The sequence below is a fragment of the Staphylococcus caeli genome, from assembly GCF_051413795.1.
Taxonomy (GTDB): Bacteria; Bacillota; Bacilli; order Staphylococcales; family Staphylococcaceae; genus Staphylococcus; species Staphylococcus caeli_A.
On sequence record NZ_JBOIRQ010000009.1, the window covers coordinates 39,771 to 59,606 of the forward strand.

Sequence of the window (19,836 nt, forward strand, 5' to 3'; positions counted from 1 at the left end):
ACTTTTGATAAACAGGCATATTTATAGAAGCTATGCATCAAGTTTGACGCAATTTGAGGCATTGTTAGAATTCAAGTAATAGAAAAGGCCTAAAACTATGCATATTAAATATACGTAGTTTTAGGCTTTAAGTTTATTTTTTAAATTGATTTCTAATCTTTGTAAACCAACCTTTGCGATCGTTTACTGACATAACTTGTGGGCGTGCATTTTCTTCTTTGATACGTTGACCATAATCTATTGCTTCTTTCATAAGATAAGCTTGTGAATTAAGCGGAGATAAATTATTTTCAATGTAGTGGTAGTGACCATGTTGGTCTTGATAACGGCCTTTTTGATTATCAGAAAGTTGTAGATTCATATATTCCAATAAACGTTGAGCAATCGTTCTGTCTTCAACAGGGAATAAGATTTCCACACGCTTAATCATATTACGCGTCATTGCATCAGCGGAGGATAGGTAAATCATATCTTCACCATTGCTATGGAAGTAATAAATACGTGAATGTTCTAAAAATCTACCGACAATACTCACTACTTCGATATTTTCACTAATGCCAGGAATACCTGGTTTCAGACAACAAATACCACGAATGATTAGTTGAACTTTAACTCCAGCACATGAAGCTTCAAATAATTTAAGAATGATATCTTTATCTGTGAGAGAATTCATTTTCATGATAATCTTACCGTTACCATGTTCACGATGAGATTGAATTTCTTTATCTATACGAGCTAAGAATACGTCACGAATATCAAAAGGTGCCACGATCAGTTTATTATACTGAGGTTTTAGAGAATAACCACTTAAGTAATTAAAGAAATTGATAGCATCTTCTGCAATCTCATTATTTGTTGTGATAATCCCCATATCAGTATAAATATTTGCAGTTTTATCATTGTAGTTGCCCGTACCTAAATGGACAAATGACGTTAAACTATTGTTGATGCGTTTAACAACTAATGCAATTTTACTATGTGTTTTTAAGTGGGTCATACCATAAATAACATGACAGCCTGCATCCTCTAGCATTCTTGCCCAGTGTACGTTGTTTTCTTCATCAAAACGTGCCTTTAGTTCCACAAGTACAGTGACTTGTTTACCATTTTCGGCAGCATATTTTAAACTATTAATAATAGGAGAATCCTTACTTACACGGTAAAGTGTTTGTTTAATAGCAATTGTATTTGGATCTTCTGCAGCTTCACGAACAAAATCAACGATAGGTTCAAATGTTTCATATGGATGATGGAAGAAAATATCTCTTTTTAATGATAAATCAAAAATATTATCAGTGCCTAATGATTGTGGGATTTGCGGCACATATTTATTATATTTAAGATGTTTCAGTTTATTAGATAAATAATCAACTAACTCGAAAAGCATTGTTAAATCTAAAGGGCCATCAACGAAATAAATATCATTGTCATGTACATCTAGTTGATTCATAATCCATAAAATATCTTCATATGCTGCTTGTCTACCATCTACTTCCAAACGTACGGCAGTACCACGTTTTCTTTCTTTCAGGAAGCGTTCAATTTCAATTAATAAATCTTCAGCACCATCTTCATGTATGCTTAAATCAGCGTTACGTGTAATTCTAAAAGTAAAGGTATTTAATACATTAAAGCAAGTGAATAAATCGTTGATAAAATGCGTAATAATATCTTCAACCATCACAATATATTGTTTATCGCCTTTATTAAATGAATAGAAACGCGGGATGAGTGAAGGGATTTGTACAATCGCCGAATTAATATCACCTTGTGTATCAATATCTACAAAAATATTTAAACTCTTATTGTTTAATTTTGGAAATGGATGATAAGCATCAATACCTAATGGTGTTAAAGTTGGTAAAATACCTACTTTGAATTCAGTTTCTAAATCTTTCAATAAAGCTTCTGGTAATTCATCAGGACGTACAACTTCTACTTGATATTGACGTAATTCTGCAATTAATTCGTTATATCGTTTGTATTGTAAATCAACAATTTCTTTGTTTTTAATTTTAATTTGATCAAGTTGTTGCTTAGGTGTTAACTGTGCCTTGTTCTCTGGTTTGTCATAGCCCATTTTAACTTGGTCTTGCAAGCCAGCTACACGCACCATAAAGAATTCATCTAAATTCGAGCTAAATATAGAGATGAAGTTCAGTTGTTCTAACAATGGGTTATTTTTATCCTGTGCTTCTTGTAATACACGATAGTTAAAATCTAACCAACTAAGTTCTCTATTATTATAATATTGCGGTAAGTTTAAGTCTCTATCTCCCAAATTTCTATGCATAATCCTTAATACACCTCGTTGTAGTCTAAAATACATATGTTCCACATATTAATGTATCATATGTATTTTAAGATTTTGTAAAGATAATGGAAAGATCCTCTTTTAAGATTTTCTCTATGTGTTTCTTCTGACGATGTGCTTGATATTCCTCGGCAATAGGGGCGCCATTATAATAAACATTTAAACGATAATTATCGTCATCATCTTCTACTAATTCAACACGTTCAACTGCACTTGTATGAGATATATTGAGCGCATTGACAAACTTAATGATACCGCCAAGATGTTGTATGTTGTCTAATTCTTTATCTTTGAGCCACTTTGTTTCACGGCTGAAGAATTTCAACAGAGATTTGTTTTTAAAACTAGCAAGTAATGCCAATTTGACGCGATCTTCATGTTTAAATCCATCAATCATTGAATTTGCAATGATGTAATACGTGTGTGGTGAACTAGAATCAGAATCGATAAATCTACCTAAATAGTATAAATAAGCTCCCTCAGCAAAAAGGGTTTGCTCTTTCTCAGAAACTTCAATTTTGTCTAAGGCAATAAGTTGCTCCAGTAATGACTGCGCCAACTTAACTCGCTGTTGTGCACTGGATGATTCAATACCATACTCGTTTGCTAAATGATACAAAGCATCTTTACGAATATTTTCTTTTTTAAATTCTGTAGGATGACGCTCGCTGATTGCATTCATAACATAGCCTTCACGTAGCCCTTTACGTGAAAATGTGAACTGTGTAGCATCAATTTTATTAAATAGTGAATTGAACACAGCAACGGCTGGAAGGATGATATCAATTCGATCTCTACTCAATCCATCTATATCTTTGAGGTCATCGCGTGAACTTTTCTTCAGTATAGAATAAACTTCTTCAATGTTATCCTCAGTCATCGTGTAATTGTGTACACCACCGATAGGATACGAGTGTTCGGACTGGTGAATACGTGCAACATTTCGTGCAGAACCACCTATACCAACAAGTGCAACTTTTTGATTTTTCAACCATGATAACTGATCAAACTGTTTAGATAAAAATTTCTCCATATCTTTTATTGCAGATTTGTCGTTATGATCTTTGCCATCAAAGAATTTACGTTGTAATGTTACAACACCAAAAGGGAAACTGTGTGCTTCTTTTAGTTTTTTATCTTTGAAAAGTGTAACCTCTGTAGAACCGCCACCGATATCAACGGAGATACCATCTTGGATATCAGTCGTATGTGTAATTGCATAAAAACCATAAAATGCTTCTTCCTCTTCAGGAATAAGTTTGATTTTGATATTTAATTCTTTCTTGATTTTTTCGATGATTTTGACTCGGTTTGTTGATTGTCTGATAGCTGCAGTTGCAACTGGGTGTAGTGCATCTACTTCAAATTTGTCCGAAACTTTTTTGAAGCTACGTAATGTTTGCGTAAGTACTTCAATACCGTCGTCATTCATTGCTAAATCGTCTGTTAAATATTGGCTTAATCTTGCTGGTGTTTTAATGTTTAACAATTCATTTAAGCCAGTTTTTTTATCAAATTCAAAAATAACTAACCTAATTGTGTTTGAGCCAATGTCTATTAATCCTATACGTTCCATTTCTGCCTCCTATGCAAAATGAGGTTTTTAAACTTTACTAGTTTTGTTTACCCTGTTCTTATCCTTATATTACAATAATTATATTAATTTGTGGTTAAATTTTTCATTTTGCTCAATACAAATTAAAAGTGACTATAATCTTGTTTATTCTTACAATTAAAAAAGATAAACACAACAATGATGAATGTCATTGTGTGCTTATCTTTATATTTTAATGAATTATTTTATGTGCAATGGTCCACCAGGTCCCAATGGCCATCCGAGTAAGTACCAGACAATCATGAATAATGGCCAAACAATACTTAATATAATGGTATAAGGCATTAAGCTTGAAAGTAATGAACCTAATTTCATATTTTTGTCGTATTTTTGTGCGTAAGATAATAGCAATGGTAAATAAGGCATCATAGGTGTAATTGGATTACTTATGGAATCACCTATTCTATAGAGCATTTGTGTAAATGCTGGGTGGAAACCAACAAGCATGAGCATGGGGATAAATATAGGTGCTAAGATACCCCATTTTGCGGATGCACTACCGATAAGTAAATTGATGAAAGCACTTAGAAGTATGATTCCTAAAATAAGCACAATTCCATTTTGCCCTTGTAATAAGGCAGCCCCTTTAACCGCCACGATAACGCCTAAATTACTCCATTCTAAAAATGCCAATAGTTGTGCAGCGAAGAAAACGATGACAATGAATGAGCCCATTGAAGACATAGAGTCAGCTAACATTTTCCCTAAATCTTTAGAATCTTTGAATTCTTTCATCATGACGCCATATACAAGTCCTGGTACTAAAAATAATACGAGAATAATGAGGCCTACGCCATTGATGATTGGTGCATCATTAAGCAGGCTACCTGTTTTGGCATTTCTCAAGAAACTATTTTGCGGAATTGCTAATACAATCAGCAGTAATAGCATGATAAAGAAACTGATATTCGCCCAAAAAACAGCACGGTTTTCTTGTGGAGTGAGCTTGGAATCCGTATCATTTGCTTGAATATCTGAATTTGAATCATCGTATGCACCTAATCTAGGTATTACAAATTTCATAGTGACCCAATAAACTGCTGGTAAAAGAACGACGACACTTGCTGCTATAAAGTACCAATTCATTGCTACATTAACATGTGTCGTATCGGAAACAATTTTGGCAGCTGGTTCAGTAAAAGCGTAGAGTAAGGCGTCAGACATACCAATCATGATATTTGCTGAAAATCCACCTATAGCAGAAGCGTACGCCATTGCTAATCCAGCGATAGGGTGATAGCCCAATTTGATAAATACCATTGCTGTTAATGGTGGCAATACGATAGGTGCGGCATCCCCAGCCGCATTACCGATAATGCCAATGAGTATGATTACTGGTACGATAATTTTTTGTGGTGCTTTTTGTACGACTTGTATCATTAATTTATCAAAATAGCCTGTTTTTTCTGCAACACCCACACCGAGCATAACAGCTAATACTAGTCCCAAGGCAGGAAATTCTGAAAAATTCTTAACCGCATCATTGAGTATCATCATAAAGCCGTCTTTACTTAAAATACTCTTTATCGCAATGGTGTCTCCAGTTCCTGGATGCTTAACAGTGACATGAAATAGTGAAACAAGCCATGTAAGAATGGCAAGACCTAAGCACATTAAGAAAAAGAGAATGCTCGGATCAGGTAATTTATTACCGACTTTTTCAACTGTATTCAGAAACCTATTTATGAGCGTTGGTTTTTCATTTGTATTTGTAGTCATCATTGCTACCTCCCAATTAAGTTATCGAAAGTATAACAAATTTATCTTTTGAATAGAACAAATATTCTGAAAAATATTTGATTGACTGTAGAATAGCATGATAATGTTCAGTGAATTATATGAGTCATAAGTTTCGATTAATGTTAAAAAAGGAATGGCTATAGTGCATAGCAAATAATTAAAGTGGACAAATTTTTCAAAGGAGATGTGTATGAAAATGGGAAGATTAAATCATAAAATAGCAGTAATTACGGGCGCGAGTACAGGTATTGGTGCAGCTTCAGCTAAAGTATTAGCGGATGAAGGAGCGCACGTACTAGCTGTTGACGTTTCTGACAAAGTGCATGACACAGTTAAGGAGATTAATGCTGCTGGCAATAAGGCGTCTGCATATATTGTTGACGTCTCCGATGCACATGCTGTAGAACGTTTTGCTGAAGAGGTGAAAGGTAAATACAAACAAGTAAACGTACTTTTCAATAATGCAGGTGTCGATAATGCTGCTGGACGGATACATGAATATCCAGTAGATGTCTTTGATAAAATTATAGGTGTAGATTTAAGAGGTACATTTTTAATGACGAAATTTATGTTACCACTGATGATGGATATGGGCGGTTCGATTATCAATACGGCGTCATTCTCCGGATTGGCTGCAGACCTAAATCGTTCTGGTTATAACGCAGCAAAAGGGGGCCTAATCAATTTTACACGTTCAACAGCAATTGAATATGGGCGTGAAAATATTCGAGCAAATGCGATTTCACCTGGAACGATTGAAACACCTTTAGTCGACAAATTGACTGGTACTGCTGATGATGTGTCAGGAAAAGCATTTAGAGATAATCAAAAATGGGTAACGCCACTTGGCAGATTAGGAACACCTGAAGAAGTAGGTAAGCTCGTTGCATTTCTAGCATCTGATGATAGTTCATTTATCACTGGTGAATCAATAACTATCGATGGCGGTGTGATGGCATACACATGGCCAGGAGAAATGCTTAGTGAGGAGAGTTGGAAACGAACTACTAAATAGTTGTGTAGATATGTAAGTATGTTGACCATTTATTTAAATGTTATAACACAATAGAAGCAATAATAAGTGATAGTAAACCTGAAGTAACAATTGATAATATGATTGTTGTAATGATCTTTTCCATAAAAGAAGTATTTTGTAAGGCAACAAAAACACAAATGCCAAAAATAATAAAACTTACGGCAAGGTATATGATGAATTGGACCATGATAAAAAACCATGGATGTGCTGTGATTTGATTGATTGTGTCCATGAGTAACGCCTTTCATTAAGTAATGTTTATATTGTATTATATATGAATTTTGAAGCAATCGTAACCTTAATCAATTAAATTTAGTGAAATTGAAAGCGCCCAAAATAGCTCATGCGTTTAAGCTAGCTAGATAGGGCGCTTTTATTATTGTATAGGACGAATTTTACAAATGACTTACCAAATGATTTGGTCAACGACGGTGTCATTTAACGATTTTACGATTTCAGTAACCAGAGCTACAGAATTTTTATAATCATCTGTATGTAAAACAGATACATTAGAGTGCATGTAACGTAATGCAACGCCAATTGAAACGGTAGGTGTACCTTCATTTGCAACATGAATGCTACCAGCATCAGTACCGCCACCTGCAGTTGTATCTAATTGGACTGGAATATTATGTTTTTTAGCCACTGCTTTAATATGTTTAGTGAAGCCAACATGACCAATATTCGATGCATCCATAATAATGACGACAGGTCCATTACCAATTGCTGTATCACTAACTTGCCCTGACATACCAGGTGTATCATAAGCAATAGCAACATCGACCGCGATTGCTAAGTCTGGTTTGATTTTATTTGCTGCGACTTTGGCACCACGCAGGCCAACTTCTTCTTGAACATTTGCACCAGAAACTACGTTTATGCCGATATCTTCGTTTTTTAAATTTTGCAGAACGTCTACCGCTAGTGCACAACCATAACGGTTATCGAAGGCTTTAGCTGTTAAATATTTTTGGTTTGCGAGCACTTCAAATTCACTATAAGGCGTAATCATATTGCCCACTTCAATACCAAATTGTTCAGCTTCTTTTTTACTTTTAACACCGATATCGATGAACATTTCTTTCATGTCGATTGTTTTTTTACGCTCTTCTGGAGAGAGTACATGTGGTGGTTTTGAACCAATGAGACCTCGGATTTTCTTGCCATCATCCGTCGTTATTGTGACTTTTTGAGATAACATGACTTGATTCCACCAACCACCAATTGGCGTGAATTTCAAGAAACCATCTTGATCAATTTTAGTGACAATAAAGCCAATTTCATCTAAGTGACCAGCAATCATTAATGTGTTACGACTATTTTTAGCTGTTTTTTTACCGAAAATGCCACCAAGGTTATCCTCGATAATTTCATCACTGATTGGTGATAAATAGTCACGCATTAAAGATTTAACTGCCATTTCGTGACCTGCAATGCCATCGACGTCAGTTAAAGATTTTAATAATTTTACAGAGTTGTCCATAAACAGTCCTCCCAATTTTATATCGTATATTTATTTTACCATTTAGTCATGAATATAGTAGTTTTTTGATTAAGGTGAAGCGGCTTGATTACTTATGTGTAAGTAATTTCAATTTATAGTCTTGAATAGATTGGATGTCGCCATTTTTATTTTTAATAATAATATGATCTTTTGTAATTTGGGTAGGTGATGCTACACCAACGGCAGCGGCTATGTTATAAAGGCCTTCATGTAAACTTGTTACAAAGTTTGTGACACGATATTTTTTCTCATCAATAATTAAGCCTTTCTCACGTTTAGGATCTGTCGTTGCCACACCCACAGGGCAAGTATTCATATGACATTGTTGGCTCATAATACAACCTACACTAATCATCATCCCACGTGCAATGTTGACTAAATCAGCACCTAGTCCTAGCGCAATTGCAATCTTATCTGGTGTGATGAGTTTACCGGAAGCAAAGACTTTAATACGATCTCTTATACCATATTTTTCTAAAAGCGCAGTAAGTATAGGTAAAGCGGTAAATAATGGTAAACCAACGCCATCTTCTAACTCTTGGAAAGTAGCACCTGTTCCACCTTCACCACCGTCCACTGTAATGAAATTTGGATATTGTTGCGTTGCCACCATCGTACGTATAAGCTGTTCAACTTCGTCTACCTTACTTATAACAATTTTGAATCCTACTGGTTTCTGGCCTAGATTTTGCAACTGGTTTACCCATTGAAGTAATGCCTCTGAACTATTAATATGTTCAAAACGATTAGGAGAATTAATTGTCACCCATGGTTCTACTTTTCTTATCTTGGCAATTTCTTCTGTAACTTTATTTCCCTCCATATGGCCACCACGTGTCTTTGCACCTTGGGCTAATTTGAGTTCAAAAGCCTTAATCTGGGACTGCTGAGCTAAATCGATAAAAGCCTGTTCATCAAAATTTCCTTTTTCATCACGCACACCAAATAAGCCAGGGCCAATTTGAAAAATAATATCAACATTACCGGCGAGGTGGTGTGGTGATAGACCGCCTTCACCTGTGTTCATCCAAGTACCGGCTAGACCTAATCCTTTGGATAATGCAGTAATTGCATGACTACCTAGTGCACCATAACTCATACCGGATTGCCCGACTAACCGTTTTAATCTGAAAGGATGCTTCAGATCTGCTCCTAGTACAATTTGGTCTGCTTCAGCTAAATAATAAGGATCAATCTCCGACTGTTCCCGATGTTCATCTCTATTAAATAGTCGCTCATTATCTATTCTATAAACAAAGGTTGATATCATTGGTGATTGTGCAATACGAAGTTCATTTGACTGTAACGGAAACATAGTATTTTGAATATAGAAACCATCTTCGTAATCATGTTGCGTCCCAAAACTAGACATTCTTGAATTATATTTCCCGGATATAACGATGTTCGTGAAGTCATTTCTTGAAAAAGGCTTACCTTTTGTATCCGGCAAAAATAGATATTGTCGTAATTCGGGACCAATTTTTTCCCCGAAATAACGAATACGTGCAAGTACAGGATAATTACGTAAAACACTATGCTGTTTTTGATGTTTATCTTTGAATAATAATATTGCCCCTATAATAAGCAGACTTATCAAAAATAATACGATAATCACATTAACAATCAACTGTAGGATAGTTAGTAAAGTCATAAAACCGCCCCCTTTATTAATTTATATAGTACACCTAAATTTAGCTATTACAACAAAAGTGTATGAATTATTCACCTATGAAGCATAAATTCACTTTTTGAAAAGTGTAATGATAAAATATTATATAAATAGTATATAAGTTCGCATATCCATGATATATTGTCTTATATACAAATAAGGAAGGTGCGACATGACTGAACAAACAAATCATTCAACTGTGAACCAGACGCATAGTTCGATATGGCGCAGTAAACATATAGTAAAAAAAGATTTTTGGCTGATACCTATTTATTTAATCGCAAGTAATGTGATACCAATTATACTATTTGCGCTTGTTTTTGGGATATCTTTTTCATTTAATCATAATCGCAAAATATTGATAAGTGAGGAAAGTATTTTAATTATAGGTAGTGTATTTGCAGAAATTATCATATTGTTATCTTTTTATGGCATGCATATTAGAGAGCATTTAATACCAATTGCGCTCAAACGTATACGTGCCGTGCGTAAGTATATTTTAATCATTGTGCTAACGTATATTGCGATACTAGGTATGATTTCATTATATGATTGGTTAATACAATTTTTACCACCATCATTGCAATATAGTGAAACGCAGAATCAACAACTATTAGAAAAGATGTTCGAAAATAAGCTGATGCTACCAATTTTATTTATAGATATCGTTATTTTGACACCGATTATTGAAGAATTACTCTTCCGTCATCTAATTATTCATGAATTAGGGAAGAAGATTACATATACTGTTGCGACGATACTGTCTGTCATACTTTTTGCAGGCGCACATATGTTAAGTGCTTCATCGCCATTTGAGATGGGAAGTTATATCATCATTGCCGTGGGACTTGCATTTGTCTATATTAAAAGTGGTATGAATTTAGCGGTATCAATTTCTTTGCATATTTTAAATAATCTTATTTCATTTATAGGTATTGTTTTAACTCAGTAACTACATATCATAAAGGTTGAAAATTAAAACTACTAAGCCTTTAAATTTAGGGAATACTGTTAAATAAGTTGAGAATAGGAGGACGGATGATGTTAGAGTTAAAAGACATATCTTACTCGGTCTATAACCGTGATATTATCAAAAATATTAATTTAAAGATTGAAGCGGGAGACACGATTGCCATTGTTGGGCCATCTGGCAGTGGGAAAAGTACTTTGCTTCGACTCATTAATGATTTAATTAGTCCAACAGAAGGTGAAATTTATTTTAATGGTAAACCCTATGCACAGATTAATCCTGAACAATTGCGCATGGATATCAGTTATCTATTACAAGAAAGTGACTTATTTGGCTATACAATTGGTGAGAATTTAGCTTTTCCTGCTGAAGTACGTGGAGATCAGTTTGATCGTGCAAAAGCTAAAAAAATGTTGAAAGCTGTAGGATTAGGCCATTATAACTTTAAAACACATGTGGAGCATTTATCGGGTTGAGAACGTCAACGTATAACTATCGCGCGGCAATTAATGTACACGCCTAAAGTTTTATTATTAGACGAAGCAACAAGTGCCTTGGATGTTCATAACAGTGAGAAGATTGAGTCACTTATTTTTAGTTTAGTAGAAGAAGGCGTAGCTATTTTATGGATTACCCATAGTAATGACCAAAGTAATAGACATTTTAAGAAGAAGATTAGAATCGTTGATGGCGAAATTGATGAGGAGGCGTATCTATCATGAGTACAACAGCACTTGCTCTAACTGGGTTGCTCCTATTGTTTCCCATTATCGTCTCATATAAAGAAAAGTTACATATTATTAAAGATTTACTTATTGCAACGCTACGTGCTGTAGTGCAATTAATTATTTTAGGTTATTTACTGCATTTTATATTTGATGTAGATCAAGCTTGGTTGCTCATGATCTTTGTATTGATTATTATTGTTAATGCATCTTGGAATACGATGAGCAGAGCTTCTTCAGTAATGCATCATGTATTTTGGATATCATTTGTGTCTATCTTTGTTGGCGTGGCATTGCCTTTGGTAGGTGTTATCTTGACCGGGGCGATTCAATTTAAGCCTAATGAAGTGATACCGATTGCGGGTATGCTAGGTAGTAATGGACTTATCGCCATAAATTTGGCTTATCAAAATCTAGATAGAGAATTTGTAAAAGAAATGAGTCAAATTGAGTCTAAGTTGGCATTAGGTGCAAATCCTAAGTTATCTTCAAAAGAAACGATTCGTACGAGTATCAAAACGGCGATTGTACCAACAATTGACTCTGTCAAAACGTATGGTATTGTATCGATTCCGGGTATGATGACAGGATTGATTATCGGTGGTGTTGCACCTTTAGAAGCTGTTAAATTCCAGTTGATGGTAGTGTTTATACATACGACTGCGACAATTATGTCTGCTTTAATCGCGACGTACTTAAGCTATAGACAATTCTTTAATCATCGTGACCAGTTAATTGGACGCCACATGAATCAATCAGAATAGGGATTTGAAATTGGATATATTGTAAAAGGATGGAACTTGTGATGAATGGATATACATTGATTATAAGTACTGTCCTTTTTTCTATGAGGTGAAAAGTAAAGCAAATAGATGCACTTATAGTGTGCTATAAACGTATTGACGTATGGTTTATAATATAATAGTTATATATAAATTTACTTTTGTTAAGGGGAGGTGTGCATCGATGTCAGTAATGAGAATTGCGACGTTTATTTTAAGTATCTTTATCGTGGGCATGGTGGAAATGATGGTTGCCGGTATTATGAATCTAATGAGTAACGATTTACAAGTTTCTGAAGCCATCATTGGACAACTGGTTACTTTATATGCAATTACGTTTGCAATCGCGGGTCCCATATTAGTGAAATTAACCAATCGTTTTTCACCAAGACCCGTATTGCTTGGAGCGCTTCTCGTATTCATCATCGGAAACGTTATAATTGCAGTAGCACCTAATTTTTCTATCTTAGTGTTCGGACGTATTATCTCATCTGCAGCAGCAGCGTTGATTGTAGTTAAAATATTGGCGTTAACTGCTTTATTAACAGCACCACAACATCGTGGGAAAATGATAGGTATCGTTTATTCAGGCTTTAGTGGTGCTAACGTGTTTGGTGTACCAATTGGTACCATTATTGGAGATTGGTTTGGTTGGAGATTTACTTTCCTCTTTATTGTCGGTGTGAGTATCATTGTCGGTTTGTTGATGTACTTCTATGTACCACAACCACAAATTCAAAGTAGTGCTGTAGAATCAGGTACAAAACAGCGCAGCAATCATTATTCTAAAATACTTAGACCCGCTGAAATTGTAAAATACTTAATGATTACCTTCTTATTATTGGTAGCCAATTCAGTCACTTTTATTTATATTAATCCGTTATTGTTATCTAGTGGGCATGATTTATCATTCGTCTCTATTATCTTATTAATTAATGGTGTTGCAGGTGTGATTGGTACATCAATGGGAGGATTCCTTTCTGATAAACTTACAAGTAAACGTTGGTTAACGATTGCTACTATTATATTCATTACGATGATGATGATATTAAATATATTCTTGCCGGGAGCAGGACTCATATTTATTGTGATCTTTATCTGGAATATCATGCAATGGAGTACAAATCCTGCAGTACAAAGTGGGATTATTGAACATGTTGAAGGTGATACGAGTCAGGTAATGAGTTGGAATATGTCTAGTTTGAACGCTGGTATTGGTATTGGCGGCATTGTCGGCGGACTTGTCGTTTCGAAAATTGATGTTTTTGCCGTGACATATTTTAGTGCAGCGATTGCATTCGTGGCATTAATACTAATTATTAGCTTAAAAAATATAGCGAAATATAGAAATGTATCTTCGTAGCATTGAAGCGATTATTTCAGGGATGATATAGATACTGTAGTAGAAAGCACAACTTTTGGTCACCAAAAGTTGTGTTTTTTAGTTGATGAGTGAAATGTTTTAAAAATGCAAAATAATAAATTATAGAATAATTACATTCATTCATAGTAGAATAGGAACAAATAACAATTATAAGAGGTGTTTTACTTTGGCAAATCAACAAGACCACATCAAGGTCAATGCATTTATCGAACGACTCAAACAATGGCAAGATGAGTTTAAAGTTATGCGTGAAATTATCAGAGAAACTGAACTAACTGAAGATTATAAATGGATGCACCCGTGCTATACACTAGACAATAAAAATGTAGTGATTATTCAAGATTTTAAACACTATTGTGCATTGTTATTTGAAAAAGGGGCAATCATGGAAGACCCATACCAATCGCTAATTCAACAAACTAAAAATGTACAAGCTGCAAGACAATTACGTTTTGAGAGCTTGGAAGAAATAGAGCGTCGTCGTGATGAAATTAAATGGTATGTAGAGGAAGCGATACGTATCGAAAAATCTGGTAAAAAAGTACCAATGAAAAAAACAGAAGACTATGATATGCCTGAGGAGTTGCAAGCAAAATTAGATACTACGCCTGAACTTAAAGAAGCTTTTTATAATTTAACACCGGGTAGACAAAGACAGTATATGTATCATATTGGGCAGGCTAAACGAGCAACAACTAGAGAGAGTCGTGTTGAAAAGTATGTTGATCATATACTAGATGGCAAAGGCATGGATGACAAATAGGAAACGAGTCATAATTCAAAGTTTTAAAAAGCATGTATCACCTCAACTAATTTGAAATGAAGTGTATTACTAATAAAAAATGACGAACGTCGATATTTCATGGCGTATTTATAGAAAGTAGGTGTATAAATGCCAAGAACTTCAAAACGTATACAGTTGTTACAAGCGGCAGCAGCAATTGTAGATGAGCAAGGTAGTGAATATTTAACGTTAGATGCTGTTGCTAAAAAAGCTGGGGTTAGTAAAGGTGGTTTGCTGTACCATTTTGAAAATAAGTTTGCACTCATACAAGGCCTTGTTGATCATGCTGACGAATTGTACCGACATAACGTCAATGAGCATGTGCAAACAGATGAAACAGAACAAGGGAAATGGGCGCGTGCATTTATTGAGGCTACAAGAGCGCATCGTGACGAGAACGGAACGATTACTTCAGGTATGCTTGCTGCACAAGGCATAAATAGTCATTTATTATCGCCATTACAAGATACTTATCAAGAATGGCAGCACAATATAGAAAATGATGGCTTAGACAAAGTAGATGCTACAATCATCAGACTTGCAGTAGACGGATTGTGGCTTTCAGAAATATTTGGTTTAGATGCCATCGATGAATCTATGCGAGAAAAAGTATTGAATCGATTGACCGAATATACAAATGCTGAAAAAAATCAAAAGTAAAACGTTTGTTACAGCTTGAATTATAAAAAAATAATAATATGTGATATTCATGCAAAGTGTTGTTATTATAGGAATGACCAACTATATAAAGTTGATTATTCCTTTTTTTATATTTAACTTGGTTGAAACTAAACCGTCTGGTTGGTACACTAATCGATGTGTTAAAAAACTCTGGTGGAGGTTAATAACTATGAAAAAAATTATGCTTACGGCAGCTTTAACAGGTGCCGGCGAAACGACAGAAAAGAATACGAATGTACCTGTTACGCCTCAAGAAATAGCTGACTCTGCTATAAAATGTGCACGTGCGGGTGCAACTGTTGCACATATACATGCGAGAGATCCTAAAACAGGTGGAATTAGTCATGATGTCGAATTTTTCAAAGAAGCAGTACGTTTGATTCGTGCAGCAGACGAAGACATTATTATCAATATTACATCAGGTGGTGGTGGAGATTTTATTCCAAATTTGGAAAATCCATATACTGCTGGAGAAGGTTCAGATATGCAAACTCCGGAAGAACGACATGAACCAGTGGGTACACTATTACCTGAAATGTGTACATTAGATTGTGGTAGTGTGAATATGGGAGACGCTGTGTATTTAAGCCCAGCTGATTGGTTGAGACAACAAGCACAACTTGTTAAAGATGCAGGTGTGAAACCTGAGCTAGAATGTTTTGATAGTGGGCATATCTCTTTTGCTAAACAATTAATTAATGAAGGTTTAATCGAAGGAGAACCAATGTTCCAATTCTGTTTAGGAATACCGTGGGGTGCTGAAAATGACGCTGAAACGATTGAGTACTTCAAGACACGTCTTCCTGAACACGCGCATTGGTCAGCGTTTGGTATTGGGAGAATGCAGTTACCAACAGTTGAAGAAGCAGCGAAACGTGGCGGTAATGTGCGAGTAGGTCTAGAAGATAATTTATATCTTGCTAAAGGTGTTAAAGCAACTAATGAACAATTGGTAGAAAAAGCGGTAGAAATACTCAAAGGTTTAGATATTGAACCGATGACGCCAGCTGAAGCGCGTGAAAAATATCAACTTAGAGATCCACAAGGAGGATTATAATGAAATTTGCAGTTGTAGGCACAGGCGTTATAGGTAGTGGTTGGATTACAAGAATGTTAGCACATGGACATGAAGTTATTGCTACGGACCCAAGTGAAGGTGCATATGAAAGAATGCTCACACAAGTGAAACAGAATTGGCCTTATGCTGAACAACTCGGTTTGGCAGAGAGTGCTTCACTGGATAATTTAACGTTTACACCATATTTAGAAGAAGCGGTTAAAGATGCGGATCATATTCAAGAAAATGTTCCTGAAATTGAGTCATTAAAAGATCAAGTACTGACAGAAATTGATTTTTACGCAAAACCAGAAGCAACGATTGGCTCAAGTACGTCTGGTATTATGCCATCAGAGTTACAACAAAATTTACAACATCCTGAACGTTTATTTGTGGCACATCCTTTCCATCCAGTATACATTTTACCATTAGTAGAAATTGTAGCTGGAAAAGCAACACTTGAATCAACATCTGTGAAGGCAGAAGAGATCTATGAAAGTATTGGTATGGACGTATTACACGTCAGACACGAAATTGAAGGACATGTTGCAGATAGATTGATGGAAGCATTATGGAGAGAAGCGCTGCATATTGTCAATGATGGTATCGCAACTACAGAAGAAGTTGATAAGGCATTTACACACGCAGCAGGGTTACGTTATGCGCAATTTGGTCCTTTCATGACATTCCATTTAGCCGGTGGTGAAGGTGGTATGCGTCACATGTTGAAACAGTTTGGTCCAGCATTGAAAAAACCGTGGACGAAATTAGTCGCGCCTGAATTGACACAAGATTTATATGATGAAGTTGTGAATGGTTGTGAAGCAGCATCACAGGGTCAAACTATGTCTGAGTTAGATCAAAAACGAAATGAGTTCTTAGTCAAAGTGAAACAGCTTGCTGAAGAATACTGGCCTGAAGATACACCATCTATGAAAAAGAAAACACAATTGTAGGAGTAGTTATATGACACAACAATTATACAAATATACAACAAAGGTAAAAGCAGCGTGGGTCGATCATAATGGTCATATGAATGATGCTGAATATAATCGAGTATTTAGTGATGCTACAGATGCATGGCTTGCTTCATTAGGATTGGATTTACAAACAATTGAACAATTACAATACACTGTATTTACATTGGAAAATCACGTGATGTATTTAAAAGAAATTAAAGTAGACACATCCATAAATGTGACTGTAGAACTATTTGACTATGACGCAAAACGATTGCATGTCTTTATGACGCTTACAGATGAAACGAATGATAAATGTGCAACGTATGAAGTGATGCTTATGGGAATGAATACAGCAGTAAATAAACCAGAAGCGTTTCCGCACATTATTCAACGTGCCATTGATAATTATGCGAGCTATGCCTCAATTCAAACCCCACCAAGTGAACTTGGACATCATATAGGTATTAAACGTAAATAAATTTTTGAATTGAGTTTGAAGCGATTGAATAAAAAGCTTTTTAGAATATACTATGAAACAAAATATTCGGTTATAAATTGTTTATTTTCAGTTATTGATGTATCTTGTTATATATAGGGTAACAATTTCAAATCCAAGTTAGATACGTGTAATGTTTGATTCAATACGGAAACATAAAGTAGGGCTATGTGTGCTCATGTTTTTACTTATTTTAGGATTTGTATAACATCCACAGGTAGCCCTATATTTATTAAGAAATATTTGAAACTGAATATGTACATAGAAAGGAATGGACGCATGTTAAGTATTAAAAACTTATCGAAAGTCTATGGTGGCGGAAAAAAAGCCGTAGATAACATATCGCTAGATGTAGAAGCTGGTGAATTTATAGCATTTATTGGTACAAGTGGGAGTGGTAAAACAACTGCTTTAAGAATGATAAATAGAATGATTGAGGCAACAGAAGGGCAAATTGCGATCAATGGGAAAGACGTGCGCAAGATGAATCCTGTAGAATTACGTAGAAAAATTGGTTACGTGATACAACAAATTGGATTGATGCCGCATATGACAATCAGAGAAAATATCGTACTAGTACCTAAGCTTTTAAAATGGTCACAAGAGAAGAAAGAAAAAAAGGCAAAAGAATTAATAAAATTAGTTGATTTACCGGAAGAATATTTGGATAGATATCCTTCTCAACTATCAGGTGGACAACAACAACGTATAGGAGTAGTACGTGCTTTAGCCGCTGAACAAGATATCATCTTAATGGATGAGCCGTTTGGTGCATTAGACCCTATTACACGAGATACATTACAAGATTTAGTGAAAGAATTACAACAAAAACTAGGTAAAACATTTATCTTTGTTACACATGATATGGATGAAGCGATTAAATTAGCAGATAAAATCTGCATCATGTCTGAAGGTCGAATTGTACAATTTGATACACCAGATAATATTTTACGTCATCCTGAAAACGATTTCGTGCGTGACTTTATTGGCCAAAACAGACTCATTCAAGATAGACCGAATATGCGTACAGTTAAAGACGCTATGATCAAGCCTGTGTCTGTACATGCTGATAGTAGTTTAAATGAAGCGGTAAAAGTTATGCGCGAACGCCGTGTTGATAGAATTTTTGTCGTTGGTAATAACAGTAGATTACTCGGCTATTTAGATATTGAAGATATCAACCAAGGATTACGTGCAAATAAAGAATTGATTGATACAATGCAACGTGATATTTACAGAGTAAGAATAGATAGTAAATTACAAGACTCAGTGCGTACGATTTTAAAACGAAATGTCAGAAATGTACCAGTCGTGGATAGCGATGGTGAGACACTTATTGGATTGGTAACGAGAGCAAACTTAGTAGATATCGTGTATGACAGTATCTGGGGCGAAGTTGATGATGAACAAAATAACAGCAAGTCACAAGATGCGATTGTAGAACCGGAAGAGGCGTCTGATCACGTGGGAGCTGATAAATAATGAAACAATTTATAGAGGAATATGGTGGTCAACTGATTTCTAAGACAGTTGAACATTTCTATATCTCAATGATCGCTTTGCTCATTGCTATCGTGGTAGCAGTCCCGTTAGGTATTTTACTATCCAAAATGAAAAGAACATCTAATATTGTTCTGACAATTGCAGGTGTATTACAGACGATTCCAACTTTAGCCGTGCTGGCGGTAATGATTCCTATATTTGGTGTAGGTAAGTTACCAGCAATTGTAGCGCTATTTATCTATGTCATCTTACCAATATTAAATAATACGGTCTTAGGTGTTAAAAATATAGATAGTAATATTAAAGAAGCAGCCACAAGTATGGGAATGACACGTTTTCAATTAATGAAAGACGTAGAGTTACCATTAGCATTGCCACTGATATTAGGTGGTATTCGATTATCATCCGTTTACGTTATCAGTTGGGCAACGCTTGCAAGTTATGTTGGTGCAGGCGGCTTAGGTGACTTTGTGTTTAACGGATTAAACTTATATGACCCATTAATGATTGTTAGTGCAGCTGTACTCGTTACTGCTTTAGCATTAATTGTAGATGTAGTATTATCATTAGTCGAAAAATGGGCCGTGCCTAAAGGGTTAAAAGTATCCAGATAA

The 19,836-nt window shown here is 35.2% G+C and carries 17 protein-coding genes and 1 pseudogene; 12 read left to right on the forward strand and 6 right to left on the reverse strand.

Features of this window, described 5'->3' with window-relative positions:
* Nucleotides 1–133 precede the first annotated feature (133 nt).
* The 3 genes from ACSULM_RS06410 to ACSULM_RS06420 all read right to left on the reverse strand — a co-directional run bounded on the left by ACSULM_RS06410 (nucleotide 134) and on the right by ACSULM_RS06420 (nucleotide 5,648).
* Nucleotides 134–2,293: an RNA degradosome polyphosphate kinase gene (locus ACSULM_RS06410; protein WP_436861453.1), complete on the reverse strand. Its 2,160-nt coding sequence runs from the start codon at nucleotides 2,291–2,293 to the stop codon at nucleotides 134–136.
* Nucleotides 2,294–2,360: 67 nt separating this feature from the next.
* On the reverse strand, nucleotides 2,361–3,890 hold the full coding sequence (ppx, locus tag ACSULM_RS06415; RefSeq protein ID WP_436861456.1) for an exopolyphosphatase: 1,530 nt from the start codon (nucleotides 3,888–3,890) through the stop codon (nucleotides 2,361–2,363).
* A 219-nt stretch (nucleotides 3,891–4,109) separates the two neighbouring features.
* Entirely contained in the window at nucleotides 4,110–5,648 is a 1,539-nt protein-coding gene (locus ACSULM_RS06420) for an AbgT family transporter (protein WP_436861458.1), read from the reverse strand.
* Nucleotides 5,649–5,865: 217 nt separating this feature from the next.
* Between ACSULM_RS06420 and ACSULM_RS06425 the strand changes: the two genes are divergently transcribed.
* Nucleotides 5,866–6,684, forward strand: coding sequence for an SDR family oxidoreductase (locus tag ACSULM_RS06425; protein WP_436861546.1), 819 nt, complete (start codon nucleotides 5,866–5,868; stop codon nucleotides 6,682–6,684).
* Nucleotides 6,685–6,724: 40 nt separating this feature from the next.
* On the opposite strand, the gene ACSULM_RS06430 is transcribed toward ACSULM_RS06425, so the two are convergent.
* From ACSULM_RS06430 to ACSULM_RS06440, 3 genes are all read right to left on the reverse strand, one after another.
* Nucleotides 6,725–6,937, reverse strand: a complete 213-nt coding sequence (locus tag ACSULM_RS06430; protein WP_436861460.1) for a hypothetical protein — start codon at nucleotides 6,935–6,937, stop codon at nucleotides 6,725–6,727.
* Between the two features lie 174 nt (nucleotides 6,938–7,111).
* Nucleotides 7,112–8,188 (reverse strand): M42 family metallopeptidase, encoded by a 1,077-nt coding sequence (locus tag ACSULM_RS06435; RefSeq protein ID WP_436861462.1) that lies wholly within the window; start codon nucleotides 8,186–8,188, stop codon nucleotides 7,112–7,114.
* Between the two features lie 88 nt (nucleotides 8,189–8,276).
* A complete protein-coding gene (locus ACSULM_RS06440; RefSeq protein WP_436861464.1) occupies nucleotides 8,277–9,860 on the reverse strand; it encodes an FMN-binding glutamate synthase family protein in 1,584 nt (527 codons plus the stop codon).
* A 190-nt stretch (nucleotides 9,861–10,050) separates the two neighbouring features.
* Between ACSULM_RS06440 and ACSULM_RS06445 the strand changes: the two genes are divergently transcribed.
* The 11 genes and pseudogenes from ACSULM_RS06445 to ACSULM_RS06495 all read left to right on the forward strand — a co-directional run bounded on the left by ACSULM_RS06445 (nucleotide 10,051) and on the right by ACSULM_RS06495 (nucleotide 19,836).
* A complete protein-coding gene (locus ACSULM_RS06445; RefSeq protein WP_436861467.1) occupies nucleotides 10,051–10,830 on the forward strand; it encodes a CPBP family intramembrane glutamic endopeptidase in 780 nt (259 codons plus the stop codon).
* A gap of 86 nt (nucleotides 10,831–10,916) precedes the next feature.
* Nucleotides 10,917–11,570, forward strand: a pseudogene (locus tag ACSULM_RS06450) (ABC transporter ATP-binding protein).
* Complete coding sequence (locus tag ACSULM_RS06455; protein WP_436854498.1) at nucleotides 11,567–12,337, forward strand: ABC transporter permease; 771 nt, start codon at nucleotides 11,567–11,569, stop codon at nucleotides 12,335–12,337. The pseudogene ACSULM_RS06450 and the gene ACSULM_RS06455 overlap by 4 nt, the downstream one beginning before the upstream one ends.
* Nucleotides 12,338–12,539: 202 nt before the next feature.
* Complete coding sequence (locus tag ACSULM_RS06460) at nucleotides 12,540–13,718, forward strand: MFS transporter (RefSeq protein ID WP_436861470.1); 1,179 nt, start codon at nucleotides 12,540–12,542, stop codon at nucleotides 13,716–13,718.
* A gap of 187 nt (nucleotides 13,719–13,905) precedes the next feature.
* A complete protein-coding gene (locus tag ACSULM_RS06465; protein WP_436861472.1) occupies nucleotides 13,906–14,502 on the forward strand; it encodes a YdeI/OmpD-associated family protein in 597 nt (198 codons plus the stop codon).
* Nucleotides 14,503–14,631: 129 nt separating this feature from the next.
* Nucleotides 14,632–15,183 carry a TetR family transcriptional regulator gene (locus ACSULM_RS06470; protein WP_436861474.1) on the forward strand — a complete coding sequence of 184 codons (552 nt, stop codon included), beginning with the start codon at nucleotides 14,632–14,634 and terminating at the stop codon, nucleotides 15,181–15,183.
* A 190-nt stretch (nucleotides 15,184–15,373) separates the two neighbouring features.
* On the forward strand, nucleotides 15,374–16,261 hold the full coding sequence (locus ACSULM_RS06475; RefSeq protein ID WP_436861476.1) for a 3-keto-5-aminohexanoate cleavage protein: 888 nt from the start codon (nucleotides 15,374–15,376) through the stop codon (nucleotides 16,259–16,261).
* Complete coding sequence (locus ACSULM_RS06480) at nucleotides 16,261–17,217, forward strand: 3-hydroxyacyl-CoA dehydrogenase NAD-binding domain-containing protein (RefSeq protein ID WP_436861478.1); 957 nt, start codon at nucleotides 16,261–16,263, stop codon at nucleotides 17,215–17,217. Before ACSULM_RS06475 ends, ACSULM_RS06480 begins: the two co-directional genes overlap by 1 nt.
* A 10-nt stretch (nucleotides 17,218–17,227) precedes the next feature.
* Nucleotides 17,228–17,701, forward strand: coding sequence for a thioesterase family protein (locus ACSULM_RS06485; RefSeq protein WP_436861479.1), 474 nt, complete (start codon nucleotides 17,228–17,230; stop codon nucleotides 17,699–17,701).
* A 297-nt stretch (nucleotides 17,702–17,998) separates the two neighbouring features.
* Nucleotides 17,999–19,201 carry a betaine/proline/choline family ABC transporter ATP-binding protein gene (locus tag ACSULM_RS06490; protein WP_436861481.1) on the forward strand — a complete coding sequence of 401 codons (1,203 nt, stop codon included), beginning with the start codon at nucleotides 17,999–18,001 and terminating at the stop codon, nucleotides 19,199–19,201.
* Complete coding sequence (locus ACSULM_RS06495) at nucleotides 19,201–19,836, forward strand: ABC transporter permease (protein WP_436854506.1); 636 nt, start codon at nucleotides 19,201–19,203, stop codon at nucleotides 19,834–19,836. The genes ACSULM_RS06490 and ACSULM_RS06495 overlap by 1 nt, the downstream gene beginning before the upstream one ends.

Excerpts from the sequence above, each read along its gene's own strand:
- ACSULM_RS06440 (WP_436861464.1), bottom strand. The coding sequence starts at position 9,860 with ATGACTTTACTAACTATCCTACAGTTGATTGTTAATGTGATTATCGTA.
- ACSULM_RS06445 (WP_436861467.1), top strand. The coding sequence starts at position 10,051 with ATGACTGAACAAACAAATCATTCAACTGTGAACCAGACGCATAGTTCG.
- ACSULM_RS06485 (WP_436861479.1), top strand. The coding sequence starts at position 17,228 with ATGACACAACAATTATACAAATATACAACAAAGGTAAAAGCAGCGTGG.
- ACSULM_RS06435 (WP_436861462.1), bottom strand. The coding sequence starts at position 8,188 with ATGGACAACTCTGTAAAATTATTAAAATCTTTAACTGACGTCGATGGC.
- ACSULM_RS06425 (WP_436861546.1), top strand. The coding sequence starts at position 5,866 with ATGGGAAGATTAAATCATAAAATAGCAGTAATTACGGGCGCGAGTACA.
- ACSULM_RS06470 (WP_436861474.1), top strand. The coding sequence starts at position 14,632 with ATGCCAAGAACTTCAAAACGTATACAGTTGTTACAAGCGGCAGCAGCA.
- ACSULM_RS06480 (WP_436861478.1), top strand. The coding sequence starts at position 16,261 with ATGAAATTTGCAGTTGTAGGCACAGGCGTTATAGGTAGTGGTTGGATT.
- ACSULM_RS06430 (WP_436861460.1), bottom strand. The coding sequence starts at position 6,937 with ATGGACACAATCAATCAAATCACAGCACATCCATGGTTTTTTATCATG.
- ACSULM_RS06455 (WP_436854498.1), top strand. The coding sequence starts at position 11,567 with ATGAGTACAACAGCACTTGCTCTAACTGGGTTGCTCCTATTGTTTCCC.
- ACSULM_RS06460 (WP_436861470.1), top strand. The coding sequence starts at position 12,540 with ATGTCAGTAATGAGAATTGCGACGTTTATTTTAAGTATCTTTATCGTG.
- ACSULM_RS06420 (WP_436861458.1), bottom strand. The coding sequence starts at position 5,648 with ATGACTACAAATACAAATGAAAAACCAACGCTCATAAATAGGTTTCTG.
- ppx (WP_436861456.1), bottom strand. The coding sequence starts at position 3,890 with ATGGAACGTATAGGATTAATAGACATTGGCTCAAACACAATTAGGTTA.
- ACSULM_RS06475 (WP_436861476.1), top strand. The coding sequence starts at position 15,374 with ATGAAAAAAATTATGCTTACGGCAGCTTTAACAGGTGCCGGCGAAACG.
- ACSULM_RS06490 (WP_436861481.1), top strand. The coding sequence starts at position 17,999 with ATGTTAAGTATTAAAAACTTATCGAAAGTCTATGGTGGCGGAAAAAAA.
- ACSULM_RS06410 (WP_436861453.1), bottom strand. The coding sequence starts at position 2,293 with ATGCATAGAAATTTGGGAGATAGAGACTTAAACTTACCGCAATATTAT.
- ACSULM_RS06495 (WP_436854506.1), top strand. The coding sequence starts at position 19,201 with ATGAAACAATTTATAGAGGAATATGGTGGTCAACTGATTTCTAAGACA.